The 2,016-nt window shown below is 57.2% G+C and carries 2 pseudogenes; both read left to right on the forward strand.

The annotated features are described in order from the left end of the window. A pseudogene (locus AC1DOC_RS31295) lies at window positions 1–1,546 on the forward strand (T6SS effector BTH_I2691 family protein); the annotation flags it as partial. Between the two features lie 76 nt (window positions 1,547–1,622). Further along, window positions 1,623–2,016 (forward strand): annotated as a pseudogene (locus tag AC1DOC_RS31300) (hypothetical protein); the annotation flags it as partial.

The raw sequence follows: 2,016 nt of genomic DNA on the forward strand, positions 1-2,016 counted from the left end.
GCGCAACAGAGCGCAGCAAGAGGCGACCGCTACCCAGAAGATGGACGCGAACTTCGCGCGGCTTTTCGATGAAGCGACGGCCACGAACTTTTCCGACACTGTCCACAAGACTGTGCGTGACAAGGCCGAGACTCTGCGTTCCAAGCTCGGAGAGGATCAAGGCCGCTGGCTGGTCAGTCCCTCTCTCTTCAAGGTGATGGAGCGCTACAGCAACAAAGACACGCGCGTAGACCGACCCGGAGGTGGAGCGAACCTGAGCCTTCAGCTGGCCCAGTGCCTGGCGGGCACCGAAAGCAATGACTGGGGCCGCAAATGGCTGGAGCAACTGGACCTCTGGGGTGACAACGCCTTGTCGCGCACGTTGTGCTTCAACAATCTGGCGTACCTGGCATCGCTTCGGCAAGCGTCGGAAGAAGGACAGACCGGGCAACCAGCAGCGCTGCCGGGACCCGACCCCAGCGCTCCATTGCTGGAGAGCCTGGCAGTCAAGCTCAAACTGCTCGCGGGGCGCGTCGGACTCGGCGACAAGGCTCTTGCGTTCATGGATGCGTTTCCCGCCATCGGCGAAAGCGGCAGGCTACGCAAGCTGGCTTGGCCCGCGCATGTGATGACGTTGATGAGCGTCAAGATGGTTGCAGGTCTTGCCGCGTTGCCGGTGACACGCAAGGAAGCACAGCTGGTCCGCTATATGGCGTTGACCGGCATCACTACGCTAGGGCGCACGGTCGAGAACGAGGCCGAGCGTTTGCAGTTGCGTGCGGACGACGTGAGGCGAGCGCAGATGCTTGGGCGGGCCGAGAAGCTGACCAAGCTGTCCACGGCTCAAAAGGGCAAGGCCGGTGAAGCAGCGATGGCCCGGGCCAGAGGCGCCGCGCCTGGTTCACGAGCTGCGATGCTGGGGGGCGTCTTTGATTTTGGAGCCAGCTTGTTGAAGGGCGGGCAGCTCATCGTCAACCCCGACGGGCGCACCGCTGCGGAGATGGCAGGTAACGTCTTGCAGAGCATTGGCTCGATCGCAGACTGGCGCGCCAAGGCGTACGAAGAGACGATCTTCAAGGGCATCAGGGGCGTCAATGTGTACAAAGAAAAGGTCCTGGAAATCGGTTTGGACTCGTTGAATCTCACGCAACTCAGAAACCTTCAGAAAATGGCGTTCAAGTTCTTGCTGCCTGCGGCGATGGTTTCTGTTTGGTTCGACGGCGTCGATGCACGGATTTCTGACAGACGAGGACAAGGAGGGTTAAGAAATGCACAGATTGCGAGCGTCTTGGGTACTGCATTCACTATTGCAAGCACCGCAGTGGTTGCCTTTGATATTTCGATCATGGGGCTGGCAGCAGCAAGTCTCGGCGCAGTGCTTGGCCTGATTGGTGCTGCTTTGGTTGTCGCTTCTGTGGTTGCAATCTCTCTTCTCAAAGAAGACGAATGGATCAACTGGCTGACGGATTGCCCATTGAACAAGAAGAAAATTCCGATCCACACCAGCCTGCAAGAAACGCTACAGAAGTTCGCCAATGTGCGAGCTGAATTGCAATCGGACCACTAGGAATTTCAGGATGTTCCCAAATGAGCATGTCTATCAGCGTGCACGCAGGCGTTCGATTGAAGAAGGTCGCAGGTGCGTGCAGGCTGACGGCAGCAAGAGACTGTTGAAGCCTGTTGAGCGTGTAGAACTCAGTGATGCTGCCTTGCCGGCAGGGCGGTGCATCTACGCTCAGAACGAAACCTACTTGGAGCTATGCAACTCGGGGTGGGAGCGGCAATGGAAAGCAGGCATCGGAACGGTATTTGTTCTTCTCCCGTGTCTGTTGATTTTCTGGGGGTTCTACGGTTTTTCTCTTCACCCTATTGTTTTTGACCGTGTACTGCTGTTTTGGGGTACCAGCGAAAATTTAGCCACTTCAGCCGATCTATGGTTTGGCTGGCTGTTGCTTTTTCCCCTGTCTCTCGGTTGTTGCGTCCTGTTGTGGCTTTGGTTCGACATCATGGGCGTAGGTACGTGCTTCTTCACCTATG

The sequence above is a fragment of the Variovorax sp. 01T439_2 genome, assembly GCF_056398445.1.